General features: G+C 72.2%; 15 protein-coding genes. 3 read left to right on the top strand and 12 right to left on the bottom strand.

All coding sequences use genetic code 11. The features are described 5' to 3' along the window. The first annotated feature begins 10 nt into the window (after positions 1 to 10). The gene (locus J2W45_RS03040) at positions 11 to 1,015 is read left to right on the top strand and encodes an aldo/keto reductase family protein (RefSeq protein ID WP_310128916.1); all 1,005 of its coding nucleotides are present in this window, start codon (positions 11 to 13) and stop codon (positions 1,013 to 1,015) included. 178 nt (positions 1,016 to 1,193) lie between these two features. Here J2W45_RS03040 and J2W45_RS03035 read toward each other — a convergent pair whose 3' ends face one another. The 4 genes from J2W45_RS03035 to J2W45_RS03020 all read right to left on the bottom strand — a co-directional run bounded on the left by J2W45_RS03035 (position 1,194) and on the right by J2W45_RS03020 (position 3,568). Continuing rightward, a complete protein-coding gene (locus J2W45_RS03035) occupies positions 1,194 to 1,889 on the bottom strand; it encodes a hypothetical protein (protein WP_310128915.1) in 696 nt (231 codons plus the stop codon). A gap of 121 nt (positions 1,890 to 2,010) precedes the next feature. After that, positions 2,011 to 2,331 carry a hypothetical protein gene (locus J2W45_RS03030; protein ID WP_310128913.1) on the bottom strand — a complete coding sequence of 107 codons (321 nt, stop codon included), beginning with the start codon at positions 2,329 to 2,331 and terminating at the stop codon, positions 2,011 to 2,013. A 64-nt stretch (positions 2,332 to 2,395) separates the two neighbouring features. After that, on the bottom strand, positions 2,396 to 3,169 hold the full coding sequence (locus J2W45_RS03025; RefSeq protein WP_310128912.1) for a YidC/Oxa1 family membrane protein insertase: 774 nt from the start codon (positions 3,167 to 3,169) through the stop codon (positions 2,396 to 2,398). 84 nt (positions 3,170 to 3,253) lie between these two features. Then, positions 3,254 to 3,568 (bottom strand): hypothetical protein, encoded by a 315-nt coding sequence (locus tag J2W45_RS03020; protein ID WP_310128911.1) that lies wholly within the window; start codon positions 3,566 to 3,568, stop codon positions 3,254 to 3,256. Between the two features lie 371 nt (positions 3,569 to 3,939). Here J2W45_RS03020 and J2W45_RS03015 point away from each other — a divergent pair, with 371 nt between their 5' ends. Further along, a complete protein-coding gene (locus tag J2W45_RS03015) occupies positions 3,940 to 4,602 on the top strand; it encodes an SDR family oxidoreductase (RefSeq protein ID WP_310128910.1) in 663 nt (220 codons plus the stop codon). A 10-nt stretch (positions 4,603 to 4,612) separates the two neighbouring features. Beyond that, the gene (locus tag J2W45_RS03010) at positions 4,613 to 6,334 is read left to right on the top strand and encodes a long-chain-fatty-acid--CoA ligase (RefSeq protein WP_310128909.1); all 1,722 of its coding nucleotides are present in this window, start codon (positions 4,613 to 4,615) and stop codon (positions 6,332 to 6,334) included. A gap of 19 nt (positions 6,335 to 6,353) precedes the next feature. Here J2W45_RS03010 and J2W45_RS03005 read toward each other — a convergent pair whose 3' ends face one another. The 8 genes from J2W45_RS03005 to J2W45_RS02970 all read right to left on the bottom strand — a co-directional run bounded on the left by J2W45_RS03005 (position 6,354) and on the right by J2W45_RS02970 (position 15,164). Then, the gene (locus tag J2W45_RS03005) at positions 6,354 to 6,860 is read right to left on the bottom strand and encodes a PaaI family thioesterase (protein ID WP_310128908.1); all 507 of its coding nucleotides are present in this window, start codon (positions 6,858 to 6,860) and stop codon (positions 6,354 to 6,356) included. A 22-nt stretch (positions 6,861 to 6,882) separates the two neighbouring features. Beyond that, positions 6,883 to 7,803 (bottom strand): oxygenase MpaB family protein, encoded by a 921-nt coding sequence (locus J2W45_RS03000; RefSeq protein ID WP_310128906.1) that lies wholly within the window; start codon positions 7,801 to 7,803, stop codon positions 6,883 to 6,885. Between the two features lie 25 nt (positions 7,804 to 7,828). After that, positions 7,829 to 8,383, bottom strand: coding sequence for a YbaK/EbsC family protein (locus J2W45_RS02995; RefSeq protein WP_310128904.1), 555 nt, complete (start codon positions 8,381 to 8,383; stop codon positions 7,829 to 7,831). A gap of 110 nt (positions 8,384 to 8,493) precedes the next feature. Beyond that, positions 8,494 to 10,014, bottom strand: a complete 1,521-nt coding sequence (gene gatB / locus J2W45_RS02990; protein WP_310128902.1) for an Asp-tRNA(Asn)/Glu-tRNA(Gln) amidotransferase subunit GatB — start codon at positions 10,012 to 10,014, stop codon at positions 8,494 to 8,496. Next, on the bottom strand, positions 10,014 to 11,561 hold the full coding sequence (gatA, locus tag J2W45_RS02985; protein WP_310128901.1) for an Asp-tRNA(Asn)/Glu-tRNA(Gln) amidotransferase subunit GatA: 1,548 nt from the start codon (positions 11,559 to 11,561) through the stop codon (positions 10,014 to 10,016). The genes gatB and gatA overlap by 1 nt, the downstream gene beginning before the upstream one ends. Before the next feature lie 6 nt (positions 11,562 to 11,567). Next, the gene (gene gatC / locus J2W45_RS02980; RefSeq protein ID WP_440743698.1) at positions 11,568 to 11,879 is read right to left on the bottom strand and encodes an Asp-tRNA(Asn)/Glu-tRNA(Gln) amidotransferase subunit GatC; all 312 of its coding nucleotides are present in this window, start codon (positions 11,877 to 11,879) and stop codon (positions 11,568 to 11,570) included. Positions 11,880 to 11,959: 80 nt separating this feature from the next. Next, on the bottom strand, positions 11,960 to 13,816 hold the full coding sequence (locus tag J2W45_RS02975) for an alkaline phosphatase family protein (protein WP_310128899.1): 1,857 nt from the start codon (positions 13,814 to 13,816) through the stop codon (positions 11,960 to 11,962). 55 nt (positions 13,817 to 13,871) lie between these two features. Beyond that, positions 13,872 to 15,164 (bottom strand): alpha/beta hydrolase, encoded by a 1,293-nt coding sequence (locus J2W45_RS02970; protein ID WP_310128897.1) that lies wholly within the window; start codon positions 15,162 to 15,164, stop codon positions 13,872 to 13,874. Between the last annotated feature and the right edge of the window lie 54 nt (positions 15,165 to 15,218).

Genomic DNA, 15,218 nt, shown 5'->3' with positions numbered 1-15,218 from the left:
CGTTGGAGCAATGGAATTCAGGTACCTCGGCAACAGCGGACTCAAGATCTCGGAGATCATCTACGGCAACTGGCTCACCCACGGATCCCAGGTGGAGAACGACACCGCGACGCAGTCGGTGCGCGCGGCCCTCGACGCCGGCATCACGACCTTCGACACGGCCGACGCGTACGCCAACACCGTCGCCGAGCAGGTGCTCGGGGATGCGCTGAAGGGCGAGCGCCGCCAGTCCCTCGAGATCTTCACCAAGGTCTACTGGCCGACCGGCCCGAAGGGTCACAACGACGTCGGGCTGTCGCGGAAGCACATCCTGGAGTCGATCGACGGCTCGCTGCAGCGCCTCGGAACCGACTACGTCGACCTCTACCAGGCGCACCGCTACGACTCGGAGACGCCGCTGGAGGAGACCATGCAGGCCTTCGCGGACGTCGTCCGGCAGGGCAAGGCGCTCTACATCGGCGTGAGCGAGTGGACGGCCGACCAGCTGCGCGCCGGACACGCGCTCGCGAAGGAGCTCGGCATCCAGCTCATCTCGAACCAGCCGCAGTACTCGATGCTGTGGCGCGTGATCGAGAAGCAGGTCGTGCCCGCATCGGCCGAGCTCGGGATCTCGCAGATCGTCTGGTCGCCGGTCGCCCAGGGCGTGCTCACCGGCAAGTACAAGCCGGGACAGGAGGCGCCGGAGGGCAGCCGCGCCGCCGACGACAAGGGCGGGGCGGACGCGATCCGCAGCTTCCTGCGTGAGGACGTGCTCACGGCCGTGCAGGGGCTGCAGCCGATCGCGGACGAGCTCGGCATCACCATGGCGCAGCTCGCCGTCGCCTGGGTGCTGCAGAACCCGAACGTCGCGGGCGCGATCGTGGGCGCATCCCGCCCCGAGCAGGTGAAGTCGAACGCGGAGGCTGCCGGCGTCAGGCTGTCCGGCGACGTGCTCGCGCGCATCGACGAGGCGGTCGGCGACGTCGCGGAGACGGACCCGGCGCTCACGACGTCGCCGTCGAAGCGCCCCGCGTAACGCGGGGCGCGACGCGCGTCGCGCTGCGCTGCGCTGCGGCATCGAGTGGTGAGTGGATGCTCGAATCCGTGCGGGATTCGAGCATCTGCTCACCACTCGTGCTCTGCAGAGCTGGGTGGAGGCTCGCACGATCGTCGGAGAAAGGGTCCGGAATCTCCGACGCAACGAGAGCTCGGGGTCAGACGAGGGCGGCGACGAGGGGGCGCAGCCAGTCGCGGAAGGCGACCGAGTCGTCGCGCATCGTGGCGCTGATGGCGACCGTGTGGGGGCCGACGATCCAGGCGCCCTTCTCCGCGAGCGGCAGCACGTCGATGTCGAGGCGGAAGTACCCGGCCTGCCGCCGCAGTTCGTGCTCGCGCTCGTGCACCACGTCGACGATGTCCGCCGCCCGCTGCGCGTGGTTCTGCGCGCTCGACCGGACGTACTCGGCGTGCCGCTCGGCCGCCCATCCGGCGGCCGCGTCGTAGTGGGTGATGATCGCGTCCTGCAGGTCGATCGCCCGGTCGAAGGCCTCGAAGTGGGGAGGCTGCAGCAGCGGCGCCGTGAGCCGGCGGTGCCGGTCCGCCGCCACCTCGAACCACGCCTGCCACTGGCGCGCGAGCGGGTCGGACGCGTCCGTCCCCTCCGCAGGCTCGTCGCCGTGCGGCTGCGAGCGGGCCGGGCCGCCCAGCGGCACGGGTCGCGTCCGCATGCGGCGGTCGGGCCCCCCGGTACGCTGCGGCCGGAGCGCCGGCGAGACCGCCGGGTCGAGCGCCGGGAGGGTCGGGCGGACGCGGTCGGACAGTCCCGCGAGGTCGCGCACCGCGAGGGCCATCAGCAGGTCCCACGGGCAGTCCTCCGTGACCTGCCATCGAAGGGTGCCCTCGACGAACATGCCGACATTCTAGGTTCGCCCGGGCGGCGCAGGTAGTGGCAGCCGAACCGGCTCAGTCCCAGACGGCGCCTGGGGACGCCCAGGAGAAGTCCCGGAGCCGTCGCGCGGGTCCCCGGACGCGTCAGTCGCTCAGCGGCTCCTCCGCGACCAGCAGCGCCGCCGGGATCACGGCGCGCTCGAACGGACCGCGGCCGTCGCGCCGCCGCTGCGGCTCGAAGAACGAGACCGTCCACGTCGTGAAGCCGTCCGCCGGACCGTACACATTGCGCAGGTTGCGGTCGCCCGGCGCCACGATGACCCCGGTGGGCTCCCCCACCCAGTCGTCCGCCGCGGGCTGCTCCCGCTCGCGCACGTACACCTGCACGCCCACGCCGAGGCCCGGGATCCCGTCCGTCGACGGCCCGTCGGCAGGCCGCCCCTCCTTCGCTCCACGCTTCCGCATGGCTCCATGCTCGCACTCCGGCGCCTGAGGAAGCTCCGAGAGCACGCGGCACGACGGGTGGGCGTCAGTGCGACGTCGTCGGCCGCGCACTTCCCCCCGCGCCGCGGGCGGGGTCGAGGAGGCGGCGCAGCGTCCACCGCTCCGCGACCGTCCACGCCGTCGAGGTGAGGATGTACACCGCCGCCGCCAGCGGGACGAACGCCGCGAACAGCACCGTCACGTACGGCAGGAAGGACAGCGCGCGCACCATCCCGGCCGGCGCGGCCGACCCTTCGGGCTGCGGCAGCGTGAGCACGCGGCGCGACACCGTGGTCACGACCGCGATCAGGGCGAGGACGCCGACGTACACCAGCATGGCGGGCCAGACCCCTGCCCCCGCGCCGGTGAGCCCGACGAAGCTCGTACCGAGCGGAGCCCCGAACGCGTGCTCGCCCAGCAGCGCGTTGGCGTGCCCCGCGATCGTGGCGTGCGTGAAGATCGCGTAGACGAGCGTGACGACCGGGATCTGCGCGAGCAGCGGCAGCATCCCGGCGAACGGGGAGACCTGCTCGGCCCGGTACAGCTCCATCGTCTTCTGGGCGAGCGTCTCGCGGTCGCCGGAGTGGCGCCGCTGCAGCTCGGCCAGCTGCGGGGCGAGCCGGCGCCGCGCGTACTCGGCGCGCACCTGGCTGACGCCGACCGGGATGAGGAGGACGCGGACGAGGACGGTCAGCATCGCGACCGCGAGAAGTCCGGAGAGTGTGCCCGCGAACGGGGCGACGGTGGCCGAGAGGCCGGTGACGAGGCCGTAGGCGCCGTCGAGGATGGCCGCAATCGGCGGCCAGGAGAAGAAGTCCATGGTGTGAGTGATCCCTGCGAGTCGTCGGAGTGAGGACGCGTCTGGTCACGGGGGCGCCGTGGACCCGCAAGGGCCCGGCGCGCGCTACGCGACCGGCAGGGAGAAACCGGGTGCTCGGGGACGCGGCCGTCCGCCGGCCGCCGGATCCGACGGCCCTTCGGCGAGCCAGCCCGCGGCCGGCTCGACCGGCCGCGACCACACCGGCCGCACGCGCAGCGAGGCGGCGAGGGCCGCCACGGACCGCACCGCGGCCGCGGCGAGCACCGCGACGAGCCCGAGCGCACCCGCGACACCGGCCAGGGCGACGAAGCCGGCGGTGCTGCCGCCGACGTGCCCGAGGCCGAGCGAACCCACGCCGGACGCGAAGGCGCGTCCGAGGAGTTCGAGCAGGGCTGTCATGGTGACGACCGTAACAGAGCGCGGGCGCGCAGCCCAGAGCGTTCGCGCCCGGCGGACGCGTGTCGCACAGCCGTCGGCGCGCCGGCCGCCCCCTCGCGCCACGAGATCCGGGCGCGTGCGTCGGAGATTCGCGCGCGTGCGTCGGAGATCCGGCCGATCCTGCGCGGAATCTCCCGCTTCAGAGCGTTGCGTCGGAGATTCCGACACCACCTTCCGACGATCGCGCATGCCGCCATGCGCCCGCGGGAGCGGCGAGTCGTGAGCACATGCGCGAATCTCGCCCGGATTCGCGCATCCACTCACGACTCGGCGCCAGCTGGCCCCGGGGGCAGTGCGCCCACGGCGAGGCATGGCGGTGGAAGGATGGACGCATGACTCGAGTCGCGATCATCGGTGCCCATGGAAAAGTCGCCCAGCAGCTGATGCGGGTGCTCTACGACCTCGGCGACGACTTCGTCGGCGTCGTCCGGAACGACGAGCACGCCGACGACGTCTACCGCCTCGGCGGGGAGGGCGTCCTGCTCGACATCGAGCACTCCGACGCGGCAGCCCTCGCCGGCGCGATCGAGGGCTGCGATGCCGTCGTGTTCTCGGCGGGCGCCGGTCCGGGCTCCGGCATCGAGCGCAAGCGCACCGTCGACTTCGGCGGGTCGGTCCTCGCGCAGGAGGCCGCCCGCCAGGCGGGGGTCCGACGTTTCGTGCAGGTCTCCGCCTGGGGCGTCGACGCACCCGTCGACGACTCCGACCCGGTGTGGAAGGCCTACGTCGAGGCGAAGCGCGACGCGGATGCGGCGCTCCGCGACTCGGGGCTCGACTGGACCATCCTGCGCCCGGGCGGCCTCACCACCGACGAGGGCACCGGACGCATCACGCTCGACGACAGCGTCCCGCGCGGCAGCATCGCCCGCGAGGACGTCGCGCGCCTGATCGCCCTCGCACTCCACGAGCCGGCCACGATCGGACACCAGTGGGAGGTCGTCGGCGGCGACACCCCCATCGAGGATGCCGTGCGGGCGCTGGTCGCCTCCGCGTAGGCTTGCGGGCGTGACGAGCGACAGCGTGACGAGCGATCCGTCCCCGTACAGCGCGAAGCCGTGGGTGTCGGGCTATGCGCCCGGCGTCCCCGCCGAGGTGGAGGTGCCCGAGGGGTCCCTCTCGCACCTCATCGAGGAGTCCGTGAGCACCTACGGGCGGCATGTCGCGCTGGAGTTCTTCGGCGCGACCACCACCTACGCCGAGCTGGGCGACCAGATCTCGCGCGCGGCGGAGGGCCTCCGCAAGCTCGGCGTGTCGAAGGGCGACCGGGTCGCGCTCGTGCTGCCGAACTGCCCGCAGCACGTCGCCGCGTTCTACGCCGTGCTGCGCCTCGGTGCGGTGGTCGTGGAGCACAACCCGCTGTACACGCCGCGGGAGCTACGGCACCAGTTCGAGGACCACGGCGCGACGGTCGCGATCGTCTGGGACAAGGTCGCCGCGACCGTGCAGGAGCTCCCCGCCGATCTCGGCGTCACGACGATCGTCTCCGTGGATCTGACCCGTGCGATGCCCGCCTCCAAGCGGTTCGCCCTGCGGCTGCCGGTGCCGGCGGCGCGCAAGGCACGCGAACAGCTGACCGCGAAGGTGTCCGGAACGATCACATGGGACTCGCTGGTCGCCTCCCGCCGCATCAAGGCGTCGGTGCCCCGGCCCGAGCGCGACGACCTCGCGCTCATCCAGTACACCTCCGGCACGACGGGACGCCCGAAGGGCGCGATGCTGAGCCACGGCAACCTCACCGTGAACGCGGCGCAGTCCCGCGCCTGGGTGCCCACCATCGAGCGCGGCACCTCGGTGGTCTACGCCGTCCTCCCCCTGTTCCACGCCTACGGCCTGACCCTCTGCCTCACCTTCGCGATGAGCATGGGCGCGCGTCTCGTGCTCTTCCCCAAGTTCGACCCGGACCTGGTGCTGGATGTGGTGAAGAAGCATCCGGCGACCTTCCTGCCCGCGGTCCCGCCGATCTACGAGCGGCTGGTGCAGGCGGCCGACAAGCGGAAGGTCTCGCTGTCGGGCATCGAGATCGCGATCTCCGGGGCCATGAGCCTGCCGCAGGGCATCGTCGACCTCTGGGAGGAGAAGACCGGCGGGTACCTCGTCGAGGGCTACGGCCTGTCCGAGTGCTCCCCGGTCCTGATGGCGAACCCCGTCGGCGCCACCCGGCGTGAGGGCACGGTCGGACTGCCGCTGCCGAGCACCGAGCTGCGCGTGGCCGACCCGGACGCCCCGTCGTCGGACCGCCCCTTCGGCGAGGAGGGCGAGCTGCTGGCGCGCGGACCGCAGGTGTTCAGCGGCTACTGGCGCAAGCCGGACGAGACGGCGCAGGTGCTCACCCCGGACGGCTGGTTCCGGACGGGCGACATCGTGACGATGGATGAGGACGGCTTCGTCCGCATCGTTGACCGCATCAAGGAGCTGATCGTCACCGGCGGCTTCAACGTCTCCCCCACCGAGGTGGAGGACGCGCTGCGCTCCTTCCCCGGGGTCGAGGACGTCGCCGTGGTCGGGCTCCCGCACCGCCGCGGCGGCGAGGATGTCGTGGCCGCGGTCGTCATGGAGAAGGGCGCCTCGTTCGACGAGGAGGCCATCCGCGCCTACGGCCGGGACTGCCTCACGCCGTACAAGGTGCCGAAGCACGTCGTGCAGGTGGACGAGCTCCCCCGCTCGATCGTCGGCAAGGTGATCCGTCGCAAGGTCCGCGACCAGCTGCTCGCAATGCAGGCGAGCTGACACGCGACCGGACGGGCGCTCAGCCCCCGATCGGGAACACCAGCAGCGAACCCGTGGCGGTCGCGACCGTCTTGCCGGAGCCGTCGGTGATGACGCCGTCCGCGAAGGCGACCCGGTTGCCCGGCTTCGTGACCGTCGCCGTGCAGGTCAGCTGCCCGGTGTGCGCGTAGACCGGGCGCAGGTAATTGACCTTGATCTCGATGGAGGTGTAGGCCTGCCCCTGCGGCAGCGTCGTCTGCACCGCGCAGCCGAGCGCGGAGTCGAGCAGCGTGCACATCAGTCCCCCGTGCACCGTGCCGATCGGGTTGTAGTGCGACTCGTCGGGGTCGCACACGAACGTCGCCGTGCCGGGTTCCGCCGTGACGAGCGTCATGCGCATGAGCTCCGCGATGGGAGGCGACGGCAGCTCCCCGCGGATCATCGCCCGGAGGTAGTCCAGGCCGCTCATGGTGGGCATCACGGCGACGCCGGGCGCCGGGTCCTCCCAGACGACGGTGCGGGTGCGTTCGGTCAGGTCTTCCTGCATGAGGACATCCTGTCGCACCCGGTCAGGCTCCGGCGAGCCGTGCGAGCCGTCGGCGCGCCGCCAGCTCGGCCTGCGTCTGCGGGCCGAGCAGCACCCGCGCACCGCTGAGCACGGCGCCCGTCGCCGAGTGCAGCGGCAGCATCCGCTCGACCGGCGTGGATGGCAGCCCCAGCATGGCGCGGTGGCGCGGCTCCAGCGTCGACACCGCCGCCCGGAACAGGATGCGGTACGACGGCCGCAGCATGCGGCGGAGCGGCGCCCGGCGGATGAAGCGAACGATCTCCTCCACCTCGGGGCCGCCTCGCAGCTCCCCCGCATCGGTGATGGCGTCGATCTCGCCACGGAGCGCGGCGGCCGTTCGAGGCGCATCCTCGACGCCCATCAGCTCGGCCGCCGTGGCCCACTCGTCGACGTAGCCGTCGGCGCCGCCGGGCAGCTCGCCGCCCCACTGCTCGTGCGCGGTGAGGAAGGCGTCGGTGAAGGCGAGGTGCACCCACCGCGCCAGCTCCGGGTCGTTGGCGGAGTACGGACGCGTCACGCCGTGGCCGTCGACGAATGTACCGGTGACGCGGCGATGCAGGGAGCGCACCATCTCGGAGCCCGCCACGGCCTGGTCGCGGCTGCCGAAGGTGACGGTGTGGATCCACTGGATCGTGCCGGCCAGGCGCCCCAGCGGGTCCTCGCGATAGCGGGAGAAGTCGCGGACGCCGGCGAGAGCCCCGGGATGCAGCGCCTGAAGCAGCAGGGCCCGGACACCGGCCACGAGTGTGGGCATGCCGCCGTGCACGGCCCAGGATGCGCTCCCCGGTCCGAAGAAGCCCGCGTCCTCGCCCTCCTCCAGCCGGAGGATCCACGCGGGCACCTCGTCGGAGCGCCCGGCGAGCGTCTCGATCAGCCGGGAGCGCAGCGGGGTGAGCACCCGGTCGGCGGCCGTCCCGGTCATCGCGGCGGACGCTCCTCGGGCCCGCTCATACGGTCGCCTCCAGGCCGAGCCCGTCGATCAGCTGCGCTCCGGGCAGGTCGGCGAGGAGACTCCCGGGCAGCAGGATCTTCGAGCGCCGGACGCCCGAGCCGATGATGACGACGTCACGCTCGGCGACGCGGGAGTCCACCAGCACCGGCCAGCCGTCGGGCAGCCCGATCGGCGTGATGCCGCCGTACTCCATCCCGGTCAGCTCGACGGCGCGGTCCATCGGGAGGAAGGACGCCTTGCGCACGTCGAGCATCCGCTTCACGGTGTTGTTGACGTCGGCGCGTGTCGTGGAGAGCACGACGCAGGCGGCGATCCGCTCGACGCCCTCGCGCTTGCCGCCGACGACGACGCAGTTGGCGAGGTCTGCGGGATGCAGGCCGAACCGGTCGCGCGTCGCCGCCGTGTCTGAGACGTCGGGGTCGATCTCCACGACGCCCACCTCGTCCAGCCGGCCCAGCGCGTCGAGCGCCGCGAGCGTGGACGGTGCGAGCAGGTCGGGACGGGTGGATGCGGGGGCGGTGGTGAGCCCGCCGAGAGTGAAGGCGCCCATGCGCCTACTCTGCCCGCGCCGGCTGTGAGTCGGCGAAGAACGCGGTGGTGAGCCCGGCGGCGTGCGCCGCGCTCACCCGCGTCGTCCGTTCGACGACGAACCGCTGATCTTTACTCGGCGGGGGTCGCGCTCGCGCGCTCCAGCACCAGCTCGCGGACGCGGGCCGCGTCGGCCTGGCCGCGCATCGCCTTCATGACGGCTCCGATGACCGCACCGGCGGCCTGGACCTTGCCGTCGCGGATCTTCGCGAGGACATCAGGCTGGGCCGCCAGCGCCTCGTCGATCGCCGCGATCAGGGCGCCGTCGTCGGAGACCACGGCGAGGCCGCGGGCGTCGACGACCTGCTGCGGGTTGCCCTCGCCGGCGATGACACCCTCCAGGACCTGCCGGGCGAGACGGTCGGTCAGCGTGCCCGCGTCGATCAGCGCGGCCAGTTCGGCGACGTGCTGCGGGCTGACGAGCGTGCCGGCCGGGACGTTCTGCGCGTTGGCCAGGCGGGCGATCTCGCCGGTCCACCACTTGCGAGCGGCCGCGGGCGAGGCGCCGGCGGCGATGGTCGCCTCCACCTCGTCGAGCAGGTCGGCGTTGGCGACGTCCTGGAACTCGAGGGCGGTGAAGCCCCACTCGGCGGTCAGCCGCTTGCGGCGCAGCGACGGCTGCTCGGGGAGCGTGCCACGCAGCTCCTCGACCCACTCCCGGCTCGGGGCCACCGGCACGAGGTCGGGCTCCGGGAAGTACCGGTAGTCGTCGGCGTCCGACTTCGGGCGGCCGGCGCTGGTGGTGCCGGTGTCCTCGTGCCAGTGCCGGGTCTCCTGCACGATCGTGCCGCCGGCGTCGAGGATCGCCGCCTGGCGCTGGATCTCGTACCGCACGGCGCGCTCGATCGAGCGCAGCGAGTTGACGTTCTTGGTCTCGGTGCGGGTGCCGAGCTCCGTCGAGCCGCGGCGGCGGAGCGAGACGTTCGCGTCGCAGCGGACGTTGCCCTCCTCCATGCGCGCGTTGGAGACGCCGAGCGCCTTCACGATGTCGCGGATGGCGCGCACGTAGGTGCGTCCCACCTCTGGAGCGTCCGCCTCGGCGCCCTCGATGATCTTGGTGACGATCTCGACCAGCGGCACACCGCCGCGGTTGAAGTCGACCAGCGAGTAGTCGGCGCCCTGGATGCGGCCGGTGGCGCCGCCGACGTGCGTCAGCTTGCCCGCGTCCTCCTCCATGTGTGCGCGCTCGATCTCGATGGTGAGCTCGCGTCCGTTCTCCAGCTCGATCGTGATCGCGCCGTCGTGGGCGATGGGCTCGTCGTACTGCGAGGTCTGGAAGTCCTTCGCGAGATCCGGGTAGAAGTAGTTCTTGCGCGCGAACCGGCTCGACTCGGCGATGTCGCAGCCGAGGGCGAGACCGAGGCGGATGCTCGACTCGATCGCCTTCTCGTTCACCTGCGGCATGCCGCCGGGGAGGCCGAGGCAGGTCGGGCAGGTGTTCGTGTTAGCGCCGGAGCCGAACTCGTTGGCGCAGCCGCAGAACATCTTGGTCTTCGTGTTCAGCTCGACGTGGACCTCGAATCCGAGCACCGGCTCGAACAGCTCCAGAGCCTTCTCGTAGTCCATCAGCTTCTGCGCGGTGGCGTTCGCCATCAGACCGCTCCCTCTTCGCTCGCGAACATCTCGGTGGCGCTCAGATCGGGCGCCTGGCTGAGCAGCGTGCCGCCCCACTTCTCCTCCAGCAGGCGCTCCAGCGCCGCGCCGTAGGTGTAGAGGCGGGCGTCCGCGCGGGCGGGCGCCATCAGCTGCATGCCGACGGGCAGGCCGTCCTCGGGCGCGAGCCCGATCGGCAGGCCCATGCCCGGGACCCCGGCGAGGTTCGCCGGGATGGTGGTGATGTCGTTGAGGTACATCGCCATCGGGTCGTCGATCTTCTCGCCCAGCTTGAACGCGGTGGTGGGCGCGCTCGGGCTGACCAGCACATCCACCCTCTCGAAGGCGGCCTGGAAGTCGCGCTGGATGAGCGTGCGCACCTTCTGGGCGCTGCCGTAGTAGGCGTCGTAGTAGCCGGCGCTCAGCGCGTAGGTGCCGAGGATGATGCGGCGCTTGACCTCCGGGCCGAAGCCCGCGTCGCGCGTGGCCGCCATGACCCGCTCGACCGTGACCGGCGGGTCGGAGGGGTCGACGCGGAGGCCGAAGCGGACCGAGTCGAAGCGCGCCAGGTTGCTGGACGCCTCGGCCGGCAGGATCAGGTAGTAGGCCGACACGGCGTACTCGAAGCTGGGGGCGCTGACCTCGACGATCTCGGCGCCGGCGGACTCCAGCAGGGCCAGCGCCTCGTCGAAGCGCTGCTTCACCCCGGCCTGGAAGCCGTCGCCCGCGATCTCGCGGATGACGCCGACACGGACGCCGGAGAGGGCTCCGTCGCGGAAGCCGGCGCGCGCGGCGTCGGCCATCGACGGCCAGGTGTCCGAGAGCGACGTCGAGTCGAACGGGTCGTGCCCGGCGATCACGTCGTGCAGGAGGCCCGCGTCCAGCACCGAGCGGGACACCGGCCCGACCTGGTCGAGCGAGCTGGCCAGCGCGATCGCGCCGTACCGGCTGACGCCGCCGTAGGTCGGCTTCACGCCGACCGATCCGGTCACGGCTGCGGGCTGGCGGATCGAGCCGCCGGTGTCGGAGCCGAGGGCCAGCGGCGCCTCGAACGCGGACACCGCAGCGGCCGAGCCGCCGCCGGAGCCGCCCGGGATGCGCTCGAGGTCCCACGGGTTGCGCGTCGGGCCGTAGGCGGAGTGCTCGGTGGACGAGCCCATCGCGAACTCGTCCATGTTGGTCTTGCCGAGCGGCACGAGGTCGGCCTCGCGCAGCTTGCGGACGACGGTCGCGTCGTACGGCGGCAGCCAGCCCTCGAGGATCTTCGACCCGGCGGTGGACGGCATGTCCTGCGTGGCGAGCACGTCCTTGATCGCGATCGGGACGCCGGCGAGCGGGCCGAGCGGCTCGCCCGCCGCGCGGCGGGAGTCGATGTCGGCGGCGGTGCGCAGCGCGGCGTCGCCCGCGACGTGGAGGAAGGCGTGCACGTCGGCGTCGACGGACTCGATGCGGTCGAGGTGCGCGCGGACGGCCTCCACGGAGGAGACCTCGCCGGCGGCGAGGCGGGTCGCCAGCTCGGAGGCGGCGAGACGGGTGAGGTCGGTCATCGGGCGTTACTCCTCGTCCAGGATGGTCGCGACCTTGAAGCGGTCGCCCTCACGGGCCGGGGCGCCGGACAGCGCCTGCTCGACGGTCAGCGACGGGCGCACCTCGTCGCTGCGGAAGACGTTCGTGAGCGGCAGCGGGTGGCTGGTCGCGGGCACGTCGGGCCCTGCCACCTCCTGGACCTTGGCGACGGACTCGACGATCTGGCCGAGCTCCTTCGTGAGGCTCTCGAGCTCTTCCGGGCTGAGGTCGATCCTGGCGAGGTTCGCCAGGTGCGCGACCTGTTCGGCGCTGATGTCGCCTGCGCTGGTTTCAGACAAGGTGCGTCTCCGTGGGATTCGGTGAGATGGGGGCGCGCTCGCGATCGCGAGGCCGCCGTATCGATTCTAGGGCGAGGACTCTAGGACGAGCCGAACAGTCCGTGTCCCAGCCGGGCCACGGCCTGGTACGCCTCCTTGTAGGTGCGCGGCACGGATGCGCCGGGCTCGCCGTAGCGGGCCATGAGCAGGCCGACGAGGCCCACGCCGGGCGGGCTGAGCGGCCGGTCCTCGTCCTCGGGCGCGGGCGCGTCCGCCTCCGGGTTCGCGGGCAGGTACTGCGGATGCGTGTCCGGCCACGTGCCGGGCTGCCGCGGTGTGGTGCGGTTGATGGCGTTGTCGATGGTCCGCGCGCCGCGATCGCGCTCGGTGAGGTGCTTCATCCGGAACTTCCGGCACAGCGTCGCGATCACCGCGGCGTGGTGCATCTCCTCGTGGATGATCGTGTTGCGCTCGGTGTAGGCCGAGATCGCGATCGCCGGCACGCGGACGCCGAGCCGGTCGAACGCGAAGCCGTTCTCCCCCGGTCCGCTGTCGTCGGGCGGCGTCGCCGGCCCCGGCGGCACATGGTCGTACGTGCCGCCGTGCTCGTCGAAGGTGACCAGCAGCATCGTGTTGAGCGCGTTCGAGCCGGTCGCACTGCGGGAGGAGCGGATGGCCGAGTACACGCGGTGCAGCAGCAGGTCGCCGGCCCGGACGTCGGAGATCGCCCCGCCGACGACCTCGCCGCCGTCGACGTCCGCGGCGGTCATCGGGCCGCCCGGCGGGTGCATGTCGTTGTGGTCGTAGAGCAGCCGCGGCTCGACGAACGCGTAGTCCGGGAGGGTGCCCTCGGCCACATCCACGTAGAACTGCGACATGGTGCGGAAGTGCGACTTCCAGTACGGCTGCAGGGCGGGAGCGTGGATGAAGCCGGTCAGCGAGATGAGCTGGCGGTCGTCGTAGTAGACGCGCCAGCTGCGCCCCGCCTCCTCCAAGCGGTTGAAGATCGTGGGCGCGTCGTTCTTCGGGTCGAACCACTTGCGCAGGCCCTCCGCCCCGCCGTTGTCGACGTAGCCGTGCGAGGTGGACGCGTTGAAGAACGAGCGGTTGCAGAACGTCTGCGAGGGGACGGCGCAGTGCCAGTCGTCGTAGACGGCGAACTGGCGGGCCAACGTGGAGAAGACCGGCAGCATGTCCGGGCTGAACCCGCCCATCACCCGGCGGTAGTCGTCGAGCGCGGGCTCGCGGCCGGCGTCCTTGCGCAGCACACCGACGTAGTCGCGGACGAAGCCGCGCATGGTCGGGCGCGCGCCCGGTTTCGGCGCGTTGTAGGGCGGCTGCAGCTCGCGCAGCCGCTCGTCGGCGTTCGACGGCGGGTCGACGACCTCGTAGAGCTGCGTATTGACCCGCGGGTAGACCTCGCCCGGGTCGGGCGACGGCTGCCGCATCACGAAGTCCGTGGTCCCCTGGTACACGTGGGCCGGGATGTCGGGGCCGCCGGCCGGGTCCGGGTTGCTGTAGTCGCCGAAGGCGAGACCCTCGAACCGGGCGCCCCTCGGCAGCGTGTCCTCGTCGTAGAGGCGGCCGAGCAGGTTGTCGAAGGAACGGTTCTCGTACATGAGCACGACGAGGTGATCGAAGCCCGGTCCGCCGCCGCGCGGGGGCAGCGGCGGGTACTCCTCGCCGGACTCGTCCGCCGTCGGCGACGACGAGCCCGCGGCCGCGCCGAACGAGGCGCCCGCAGCGCCCCCGGCCGCGCCGCCCGCGACGGCGCCCGCCGCGACGAGACCCGCGCCCTTCAGGAACGCTCTACGGCTGGCGCCGCGCGCCGCAGCGCCACCTGCCGCAGCGTCACCCGTCGCAGCGCCGCGCGCCGCAGCGCCACGCGCCGCAGCGTCGTCGGCGACGTCGTCGTGCCCGGCACCCTGCTGAGCGCTCCGGTCGTCGTCCTGTCGCATCCCCTCCATTATGGGACGCGGCGCCGACACCGGCTCCGGCGCCCTGGGGCCAGGCTCAGCGGGCGGACGCGGTCTGAACGGTCGAGCCGCCCGATCCACCGCCCGTGAGCACGAGATCGCCGCGGTCGATGCCGATCATCGCGAGGTTGCGCATGCACTCCGTGCCCGCGGTGAAGTACTCGTTGTGACCGGACGATCCGGAGAGCGAGGCGCCGGTGAGGGGGTCCGTGGCGCCGTCCACGCCCATCCGCTGGGCGCCGTAGGCCGGCGACCCGGGGTCGCTCCCGAAGAAGGCGCTGTCGACGATCGGGTCGAGCGGCGCCTCGCCGACGAAGACGTTCCCGCCGGTGACCGACAGCCCGGCGACCGACTGCGCGGCGCTCCCCGGCGAGCCCATCAGCGCCAGCGCATCCACCGACACGCTGTGCCGTTCGAGAGCCATCAGCGCCGCGGTGGATCCGTACGAGTGGGCGAAGAGGCTCAGGTACGGCTGATCGGCTCCGCGGAGGGCGCGGATGCCCTCCAGGGTGCGCTCCAGGCTGTCGGCGCCCTGGGTGGCGAGCGCCGTGCCGCCGATGTTGGTGAGGACGGGCGTCTGGTAGCCGATCCAGGCGACGACGGCCACGCCGGGAGCGCCGCCGTTGCCGCGCGGGCCGAGGACCCGGCGCAGGAAGCCGGTCTGCAGGTCGTACTGCTCCTGTGCCACCTTCGCCCAGGCCTCGATCTGCTCGCCGACCGACATGTACATGCCCGGCACCAGCACGCTGACGTAGTGCGCCGTGCTGAGGTCGCCGACGACGATGGCCGCTTTGGCGTCGGGCGACGGGTCGAGCGAGACCAGCGTCCGCTTCACCCCGTCGTGCTTCGAGAGGGACTTCGAGACGTTGTCCAGCGTTTTCAGCTGGCGCTGGAGCGCGACGCGCTCGGTGCGGCCGTGCTCGGACTTCAGCGTCGACGTCACCCGCGAGATGGTCTGCGTGAGGTCGATGGTGTTGGCGCGGCCGCGGACGTCGTACGGAACCCCCTCGAGGTTGCCCACGACGTGCGGCGCCGCCTGGATGAGCATCTTCTGCTTGGCCGGGTCGATGAGCTTCCACAGCCTGCTCACGTCGGCGGGGGCCGGATGCTGCTTCAACAGGTTCTCGAGCTTCGCCCGGTTGGCGTCGATGAACGACGGCAGCGCCGACGCCTCGATGCCGCTGACGGCGGAGAGCACCGAGGCGGATGCGCCACCGCCCGTGGGGGCCGTCGGCACGTCGGACACCGAGCCGGAGACCGCGGCAGGAGCGGAGGACACCGCCGCCGTGATCGACATCGAGGGCGCGGGAGCGGCGTCCGCAGGCAGCACGAAGGCCCCGGTCAGTCCGGAGACTACCGAGGTAACAGTGAGTACAGCTGCAAA

Source organism: Leifsonia shinshuensis, from assembly GCF_031456835.1.
GTDB classification, from domain to species: Bacteria; Actinomycetota; Actinomycetes; order Actinomycetales; family Microbacteriaceae; genus Leifsonia; species Leifsonia shinshuensis_C.
The sequence above is the reverse complement of the archived record's forward strand: the minus strand, read 5'-3'. Positions and strand labels throughout refer to the sequence as shown.

Excerpts from the sequence above, each read along its gene's own strand:
- J2W45_RS03040 (WP_310128916.1), top strand. The coding sequence starts at position 11 with ATGGAATTCAGGTACCTCGGCAACAGCGGACTCAAGATCTCGGAGATC.
- J2W45_RS03035 (WP_310128915.1), bottom strand. The coding sequence starts at position 1,889 with ATGTTCGTCGAGGGCACCCTTCGATGGCAGGTCACGGAGGACTGCCCG.
- J2W45_RS03030 (WP_310128913.1), bottom strand. The coding sequence starts at position 2,331 with ATGCGGAAGCGTGGAGCGAAGGAGGGGCGGCCTGCCGACGGGCCGTCG.
- J2W45_RS03025 (WP_310128912.1), bottom strand. The coding sequence starts at position 3,169 with ATGGACTTCTTCTCCTGGCCGCCGATTGCGGCCATCCTCGACGGCGCC.
- J2W45_RS03020 (WP_310128911.1), bottom strand. The coding sequence starts at position 3,568 with ATGACAGCCCTGCTCGAACTCCTCGGACGCGCCTTCGCGTCCGGCGTG.
- J2W45_RS03015 (WP_310128910.1), top strand. The coding sequence starts at position 3,940 with ATGACTCGAGTCGCGATCATCGGTGCCCATGGAAAAGTCGCCCAGCAG.
- J2W45_RS03005 (WP_310128908.1), bottom strand. The coding sequence starts at position 6,860 with ATGCAGGAAGACCTGACCGAACGCACCCGCACCGTCGTCTGGGAGGAC.
- J2W45_RS03000 (WP_310128906.1), bottom strand. The coding sequence starts at position 7,803 with ATGACCGGGACGGCCGCCGACCGGGTGCTCACCCCGCTGCGCTCCCGG.
- J2W45_RS02995 (WP_310128904.1), bottom strand. The coding sequence starts at position 8,383 with ATGGGCGCCTTCACTCTCGGCGGGCTCACCACCGCCCCCGCATCCACC.
- gatB (WP_310128902.1), bottom strand. The coding sequence starts at position 10,014 with ATGGCGAACGCCACCGCGCAGAAGCTGATGGACTACGAGAAGGCTCTG.
- gatA (WP_310128901.1), bottom strand. The coding sequence starts at position 11,561 with ATGACCGACCTCACCCGTCTCGCCGCCTCCGAGCTGGCGACCCGCCTC.
- J2W45_RS02975 (WP_310128899.1), bottom strand. The coding sequence starts at position 13,816 with ATGCGACAGGACGACGACCGGAGCGCTCAGCAGGGTGCCGGGCACGAC.